The sequence below is a fragment of the Bacteroides xylanisolvens XB1A genome (assembly GCF_000210075.1).
Taxonomy (GTDB): Bacteria; Bacteroidota; Bacteroidia; order Bacteroidales; family Bacteroidaceae; genus Bacteroides; species Bacteroides xylanisolvens.
In genome coordinates this window covers 1,016,436-1,023,990 of the sequence record NC_021017.1, presented here as the reverse complement: position 1 = coordinate 1,023,990, position 7,555 = coordinate 1,016,436, and the positions used below count along the sequence as shown (strand labels likewise).

Sequence of the window (7,555 nt, the reverse complement as noted above, 5' to 3'; positions counted from 1 at the left end):
CTCAAAGTAACATAACTCCTGAAAGCATTGTGGGCGATCTCCGTTACCTGCAACTGCTTTCCCGAAGTTTTCCTACGATTGCCGATGCTAGTACGGAAATAATCAATCTGGAGGCTATCTTAAATCTACCTAAAGGGACAGAGCATTTCCTGACTGACATTCATGGAGAATACGAGGCTTTTCAGCACGTACTGAAAAACGCTTCAGGTGCGGTAAAACGTAAAGTAAATGAAATATTCGGCAACACTCTCCGCGAGGCTGAAAAGAAAGAAATCTGCACGTTGATTTACTATCCCGAAGAGAAACTTCAATTAGTGAAAGCCCGTGAAAAGGACCTGGATGATTGGTATCTGATTACCCTGAACCAGCTGGTGAAGGTCTGTCAGAATGTATCTTCCAAATATACCCGTTCGAAGGTTCGTAAATCGCTGCCTGCCGAGTTCTCTTATATTATTCAGGAATTATTGCACGAATCGTCCATCGAGCCGAACAAGCATGCCTATATCAATGTAATTATCAGCACGATTATCACTACCAAGCGTGCCGACGATTTCATTATCGCGATGTGCAATCTGATTCAGCGTCTGACCATTGATTCTCTTCATATCGTAGGCGATATTTACGACCGTGGCCCTGGCGCGCATATCATCATGGATACGTTGTGCAATTACCATAACTTCGATATTCAATGGGGAAATCATGATATTCTCTGGATGGGGGCAGCTTCCGGTAACGATAGTTGTATTGCCAACGTGATACGTATGTCCATGCGCTACGGCAACCTGGGCACGCTTGAAGACGGATACGGAATCAATCTGCTTCCATTGGCTACTTTTGCAATGGATACGTATGCCGATGATCCTTGCACCATCTTCATGCCGAAGATGAACTTTGCCGACGCTCATTATAATGAAAAGACTTTGCGCCTGATCACTCAAATGCATAAAGCCATTACCATTATCCAGTTTAAGCTGGAAGCCGAAATCATCGATCGTCGTCCGGAGTTCGGGATGACCAACCGCAAACTGCTGGAAAAGATTGATTTTGAGCGTGGCGTCTTTGTATACGAAGGAAAAGAATACGCTTTGCGCGATACCAACTTCCCGACCGTAGATCCTGCCGATCCTTACCGGTTGACGGAAGAAGAACGCGAATTGGTAGAAAAGATTCATTATTCATTTATGAATAGTGAAAAGCTGAAGAAACACATGCGTTGCCTGTTTACATACGGCGGAATGTATCTGGTTTCAAATTCGAATCTTCTTTATCACGCTTCTGTTCCTCTGAATGAGGATGGCAGCTTTAAGCATGTCAAAATACGTGGTAAGGAGTATTGGGGGCGTAAATTGCTGGATAAAGCCGATCAACTGATTCGTACTGCGTATTTCGATGAAGAAGGGGAGGAGGATAAGGAATTTGCTATGGATTACATTTGGTATATGTGGTGTGGTCCGGAAGCTCCCTTGTTCGATAAGGATAAGATGGCAACCTTTGAGCGTTATTTCGTAGAAGATAAAGAATTGCATAAAGAGAAGAAAGGTTATTATTATACATTGCGTAACCGGGAAGATGTCTGCGATCAAATTTTGGCAGAGTTTGGAGCTTCCGGTCCTCATTCGCATATCATCAACGGTCATGTGCCTGTGAAAACGATTCAGGGAGAACAGCCAATGAAAGCCAATGGCAAGCTTTTCGTTATTGATGGCGGATTCTCAAAAGCTTATCAGCCGGAAACGGGAATTGCGGGATATACGCTTGTTTATCACTCTCATGGTATGCAGCTTGTGCAGCACGAGCCGTTCCAGTCTCGTCAGAAAGCTATTGAAGAGGGACTTGATATCAAATCTACCAACTTTGTCTTGGAATTCAATTCGCAACGGATGATGGTGAAAGATACCGATAAAGGAAAAGAACTGGTGACTCAAATACAGGATTTGAAGAAATTGCTCGTTGCTTATCGTACAGGTTTGATTAAAGAAAAGGTATAATAGATAAAAGTGAACTGCACTCCTAAAGTTTTGTATCTAACTTTTAGGAGTGCAGTTCAACTATAATAAGGGGAGATTTTCTTTTTAGGGACCATTCGAGTGCCCCTTTTTTATTATAAATCAATGGCCATTATATACATATCATAACCCTTGGCCCAATAGTCTTTTCTTATTTCTTTCAATGTAAATCCCTGTTTTTCGTAGAATTTATAAGCTAATTGTGAAGTTCTAACAGTTATTTTTTGAATACCATTAATAGACTTTATTTTTTCAATTCTATATTTTAGTAATTGTGCTCCTAGTGATTTACCTTGATGCTGGGGATGTATGATATCCCAACTTATTTTTCCAGTGGTTTTGTCATCTGTGAAGTTTATTCCACCACATCCGACAATCTCCTTGTTAAGCAAAAGAACAAAATACAGCTCACGTTCACTATCCAGATAATTGCTGAAATCAGCTTCTTCTTCCAGCGCAAAATATTCAGGTGTGTTCTGTCTGATTAAATCTATTACGGCATTTTTGTCTGTTTCCCGGTATTCTCTAATTACAGTCATGTACATCTCACGTTAATTGGTAAGTTTAGAAAAGAACAATACCCGCTTCGATAATAGCTCCCTTATCGTAATTGCTCGATTTATTATAGAATCTGGTTACCCCATATCCACCTGTTGCAAAGATGCCGAACTTCTTGGTAAATTGATATTCCAGATTTGCACGTGCCTGCAGTGCGTACAGGCGTTTCGGGATGACCTCATCTTTGTTATCAAAAGCCTCGATATGCTGGTATCCGAGGTCTCCGCTGATGGATAACCCCTTGTAAAGGGGGAAAGACAGACCGGCACGATAGGATGCGCTGGCCGAAAACTTATCATTCAATCCCTGATACATGGAACCCACTCCCAATATGGTATAAAACAACTGGTTCTTGAACCGTACCCCGATATTGGCAGGCGTTGCGTTTCCACCGTATACCATCATTTGCACTTTTGTGTCAGGATTTGCATTCACTAAACCAAGTTGGAAACCTTTCATATCTTCTTTGTAGTAATTGACAAGACCAATTTGAAGTCCGCGCGCTTTCGTTGCGTAGTTGCATAATGCTACTTGCACTCCATTCAGCTTTGATGCGGTTATATTGGCAATTCCTGCTATCTGCAAACCGTTCATGTGTTCGCCTACTACATTTAAAAGTCCCGAAGCCATCAAACCACCGAAGCTCTGTCCGGTGATATTTGCTACTCCGGAAAAGTGTAAGCCCGAAGCCATATTGCCCGTCACATTCATGAAACCACTAATCATTAATCCCGAGTTGTTGTCTCCTCCGATGCTCGTTAGCCCGGATATGACTACTCCCTGTGCTTTGTCGCCGGTGATATTTACCAATCCGGCAGCAGAAAGCCCTACGGTGTTATCGCCGCTGATATTACTGATACCAGCCAGCTGAACGCCTCGCATAGTACCCCCTGCCAAGTTGGCTAATCCGGTGATTTGTACTCCGTTCATGTCACCATGAACCACGCTTCCCAATGCGTTGATACCCACACCGTTCAGACGGTTCATGGTAGACAGGAGGCCGATGTTTACATAGGTCGTCTGTGTACTGTCATGCGGTTGCGTGCATATATCTTTCCAGATGGATATATTGATCCCTGCACTCTTGTTCTGTGCCGGTAAAGAAACGGCAGCCATTAGTATAGCTGCCGTAAGTATTGTTTTCTTTATCTTCATTCCTTTCTCTTTTTCGGTTTAAGTTATATCTTTCTCTATGCAGCTGACAATCTATCAGCCTTTTGCTTCCTGATACAAATAACGCTTGATGCTCTTCTTCGGTGTCTTTTCAAATTCTTCCGGATAGATTTTCATCTTGGATATCTGGCTGTATGCCGGTAGCATGGTGTTCAGTGTCACGCGGTTTTCTTCCATTACTTGTTCGATGTCTTCAGTCTTCAGGCCGTGGGCGAACGCATCGTCAAAGTCGGGATAAACAAGTCCGACAAGTTTCTCGTTTTGCTGAACGATAATGCTTTCAGCCACGTATGGCAGGTTGTTCAACTTATCTTCAATTTCTTCCGGATAGATATTCTGTCCGCTGGAGCTCAATAACAGGTTCTTGCTTCGTCCTTTGATTGTAACATTACCTTCTTCATCCATCAAAGCTAAGTCGCCGGTATGCAACCAACCGTCCTTGTCGATGACTTCTTGAGTGGCTTCTTCGTTTTTGTAATAGCCCAGCATCACATTCGGGCCCTTACATACGATTTCACCAACAATATTTTCGGGATCAGATGACAATACCCGTACATCCATCCGTGGCACAGCCTTTCCGCAAGAACCCGGTTTGAACTTTCTCCAATCTTCGTAGCAGATAATCGGGCCACATTCCGTCATTCCATATCCAACCGTATAAGGGAAATCAATCATTTTCAAGAACTGTTCCACTTCTTGATTGAACGCTGCACCTCCTACGATGACTGCCTTGAAGTTTCCGCCAAATGCTTTAATCATCTCTTCGCGCACTGTTGCCTTTATCTTGTCATTGATAATAGGCACTTTCAGCAATATCTTCATCGCCGGAGTTTCTAACTTCGGAAGCACGCTTTTCTTGATTATCTTTTCGATGATGAGTGGTACGGCAACAATCAGACTGGGTTTCACTTCTTCAAAAGCCTGGAAGATAATCTTAGGGCTTGGCATACGGGTGAGGAAGTAGATGTGGCAACCTACGGAGAACTCATAAAGGAATTCAAAAGCCAATCCGTACATGTGTGCCATAGGAAGCATGGAAACGATTTTATCTCCGGCTTCCAGTTCCAACACTTCAAAAGCAAATTTGGTATTCGACCACAGACTGCGGTAGGGGAGCATTACTCCTTTGGAATAACTCGTTGTTCCCGAAGTATAATTGATAACTGCCAGTTCTTCCGGTTCGTCTTTGTGATAAGCGACATGCTCTTTACGGAAATTCTTCGGATATTTTTTGCCGAACATTTCGTTCAGATGTTCGCGTGCATACGTGAGTCGTTCGCTGCGTGACACTAATAGGGTAAAGTCGTTCATCATCAGGATACCTTCCAATAGCGGCATTGCCGACTCGTTCAGGTTTTCCCATACCATATCTCCTACAAGCAGTAATTTAGCTTCGGAGTGGTTGACGATATTATGTACGTTATCTGCTTTAAATTCATGGAGAATAGGTACAATAACGGCTCCATACGTCAGTGTGGCAAGGAAAGTAACTCCCCAGTGAGAGCTGTTTCTTCCACAAACGGCAATCTTGTCTCCCTTGCGGATTCCGCTTTCTTCAAAGATGATATGGAGTTTCTCGATTTTGCGAGCTACGTCTTTATACTGTAAAGTTGCACCTTTATAATCGGTCAGGGCATCCAAATCCCAATTATTCTTGATGCTATTCTCAATATAGGCTATAAAACTTTGTTCCATTGTTTTTGCACATTTGGTATTAAATTGTGCAAATATAGCAATTATATTAAGAATGAAGAATTAAGAGTGAAGAATTTTTGGAAATGGGGGAGAGAGTAGTGGGGGAATTTGTGTGGCGATACGTTATAAATACAATGGATGAGGCTTATAATTGAATAAATGGTGTTTATGGTTGGATAAATGATGCTTAGTTGGATGAAGGCTTATCACAAAAGGGATTAACTTATAATATAAAGATTGACTCGTAGTATAAAAAAGATTATGCTCATAGCTCAACAGATTATGCTTATAGCTAATTGGATTATCATTATAGCAAAACTGATTATCATTATAGCTAATTTAATTATCATTATAGCTAAAAAAAATATGCTATTAGCAAAAAACATTCAGCTAATAGCATATTTACAGTAACTTCATTTCTTATTTCAAGTACCATTCGTACATTCTTTGTACGCCTTCCTCGATTTCAATTTTGTGGTGCCAGCCCAGTGCATGCAGTTTTGAAGGATCGGTTAGCTTGCGCATTGTACCGTCCGGTTTGCTGCTGTCGAAGGTCAGTTTACCTTGATAACCTACTGTTTCAACGATCCGTTCGGCCAATTGGCGGATGGTGATTTCCTTACCGGTTCCGATGTTGATATGGCAGTTGCGGATATCTTTGCTACCTTCTTTATAGGTATCTTTAAAGTCCACATGCTCCATAACGAAGACACTGGCATCCGCCATTTCTTCGCTCCAGAGGAATTCGCGAAGAGGAGTACCCGTACCCCAGAGAGTGACCTCTGTTTCGCTGATTCCGTATTTTTTCAGAATAGCCAGAATATCTTCTTTCGAGCTGTCGCCGTTGACACCTTCCACCGGACGCTGGTTCATATCCTTGCGTACAGCTTCCCAGTTTCCTTCTTTCAGACAGTGTGCCAAATGAATCTTGCGAATCATGGCAGGCAATACATGGCTGCGTTCCAAATCGAAATTATCATTCGGGCCGTAAAGGTTTGTCGGCATCACGGCGATGTAGTTCGTTCCATATTGCAGATTGAAGCTCTCGCACATTTTCAGTCCGGCAATTTTGGCGATTGCATACGGCTCGTTGGTATATTCCAACGGTGAAGTAAGCAATACATCTTCTTTCATCGGCTGTTCGGCATCGCGTGGATAAATACACGTACTACCGAGGAAGAGCAACTTTTTCACGTTGTGACGGAAACTCTCTCCGATAATGTTCTGTTGAATCTGCAGATTCTTGTATATAAAGTCGGCACGGTAGATGCTGTTCGCCATGATACCACCCACAAAGGCAGCGGCAAGGAATACATATTCCGGCTGTTCTTCATCGAAGAATTTACGGACAGCCATTCCATCCAGCAGGTCAAGCTCTTTGTGCGTGCGGCCTATCAGATTGGTGTATCCTTTATCCTGCAAATTCTTCCAGATAGCAGATCCCACAAGTCCGCGGTGTCCTGCTATATATATCTTTGCATTCTTTTCCATTCTATCTTTTATTAGTTCACCACAGATTAACACAGATTTCCACAGAATTTTTTTATATCTATAATCTGTGGAAATCTGTGTTAATCTGTGGTGAAATGAAATTCATTTAATGTTTGGTAGCAATCATCCGCTTCACCTTTTCCATATCGTGGCGCACCATGATACTTACCAGTTCTTCGAATGATGTTTTGCATGGATCCCATCCTAACAATGTTTTTGCTTTAGTCGGGTCACCCAGCAGTTGTTCCACCTCTGACGGACGGAAATATTTAGGATCAACCTCTACCAAAGACTTTCCGGTAGCTACGTCGATACCTTTCTCATTCACGCCTTCACCTTCCCAACGAAGTTCGATGCCTGCTTCCTTGAATGCCAACGTTGCGAATTCGCGTACTGTGTGCATTTCTCCGGTAGCAATTACGAAATCTTCGGGAACGTCATGTTGCAGGATCAGCCACATACATTCGATGTAATCCTTGGCATATCCCCAGTCGCGACGTGCATCCAGATTACCCAGATACAGTTTGTCCTGTTCGCCCTGTGCGATACGTGCGGCAGCAAGCGAAATTTTACGGGTAACGAATGTCTCGCCACGGCGTTCGCTCTCGTGATTGAACAAGATTCCGTTTACG

6 protein-coding genes are annotated in these 7,555 nt (G+C 42.8%); 1 reads left to right on the top strand and 5 read right to left on the bottom strand.

Translation table 11 applies throughout. The features are described 5' to 3' along the window. The coding region (locus BXY_RS04350) for a fructose-1,6-bisphosphatase (protein WP_243442475.1) at window positions 1–1,988 on the top strand (1,988 nt) is incomplete at its 5' end. A 113-nt stretch (window positions 1,989–2,101) separates the two neighbouring features. On the opposite strand, the gene BXY_RS04345 is transcribed toward BXY_RS04350, so the two are convergent. The 5 genes from BXY_RS04345 to BXY_RS04325 all read right to left on the bottom strand — a co-directional run. Beyond that, window positions 2,102–2,545, bottom strand: coding sequence for a GNAT family N-acetyltransferase (locus BXY_RS04345; RefSeq protein ID WP_015531272.1), 444 nt, complete (start codon window positions 2,543–2,545; stop codon window positions 2,102–2,104). A gap of 25 nt (window positions 2,546–2,570) precedes the next feature. Next, on the bottom strand, window positions 2,571–3,719 hold the full coding sequence (locus tag BXY_RS04340; RefSeq protein ID WP_118408092.1) for an LA_2272 family surface repeat-containing protein: 1,149 nt from the start codon (window positions 3,717–3,719) through the stop codon (window positions 2,571–2,573). A gap of 54 nt (window positions 3,720–3,773) precedes the next feature. Then, window positions 3,774–5,432, bottom strand: coding sequence for an AMP-binding protein (locus tag BXY_RS04335; protein ID WP_008022073.1), 1,659 nt, complete (start codon window positions 5,430–5,432; stop codon window positions 3,774–3,776). A gap of 420 nt (window positions 5,433–5,852) precedes the next feature. Next, window positions 5,853–6,923 carry a GDP-L-fucose synthase family protein gene (locus BXY_RS04330; protein WP_004316340.1) on the bottom strand — a complete coding sequence of 357 codons (1,071 nt, stop codon included), beginning with the start codon at window positions 6,921–6,923 and terminating at the stop codon, window positions 5,853–5,855. 106 nt (window positions 6,924–7,029) lie between these two features. Beyond that, on the bottom strand, window positions 7,030–7,555 hold a 526-nt coding region (locus BXY_RS04325), incomplete at its 5' end, for a GDP-mannose 4,6-dehydratase (RefSeq protein ID WP_208946760.1).

Excerpts from the sequence above, each read along its gene's own strand:
- BXY_RS04345 (WP_015531272.1), bottom strand. The coding sequence starts at position 2,545 with ATGACTGTAATTAGAGAATACCGGGAAACAGACAAAAATGCCGTAATA.
- BXY_RS04340 (WP_118408092.1), bottom strand. The coding sequence starts at position 3,719 with ATGAAGATAAAGAAAACAATACTTACGGCAGCTATACTAATGGCTGCC.
- BXY_RS04335 (WP_008022073.1), bottom strand. The coding sequence starts at position 5,432 with ATGGAACAAAGTTTTATAGCCTATATTGAGAATAGCATCAAGAATAAT.
- BXY_RS04330 (WP_004316340.1), bottom strand. The coding sequence starts at position 6,923 with ATGGAAAAGAATGCAAAGATATATATAGCAGGACACCGCGGACTTGTG.